Annotated in this window: 1 protein-coding gene; it reads right to left on the bottom strand. The window is 34.5% G+C overall.

What is annotated here, in order from left to right; all coding sequences use genetic code 11:
- On the bottom strand, positions 1-354 hold a 354-nt coding region (locus AC1DJR_RS34200; protein ID WP_477004691.1), incomplete at both ends, for a replication-relaxation family protein.

Here is a 354-nt window from a genome sequence, read left to right as displayed (position 1 = left end):
TCTCCACGCTCTAATTGGATAAGAAAAACCTACATTTTGGTCATATTCTTCAATCTTTTCTTCACGTTGTAAAAAATCGTTGTACCGTCTAATCTTCTTTAAAAGAACATCTTTTGTACCAAATGTCCTTTCCATTTCTAAAAACAATCCTACATTTGCATCAATCTTATCTTTAACGCCAATTACTGCAATTCCATCTGGCCGAATAACATCAACTGAACTTTTTGTATATCTAAATGTTGCTCTAGGCTCATTTATCCACTCTTTCAGTTCTAATACTTCCTCTTTTTCTGATTGAAGTGTCATGGAACACTCTAGATGGGCTAACATAAGACTGTGATAAACGAATGTCGC

The sequence above is a fragment of the Bacillus sp. 05T31 genome (genome assembly GCF_056396725.1).
Note: the sequence above shows the minus strand (reverse complement) of the source record. Positions and strands in the feature narration are given on the sequence as shown.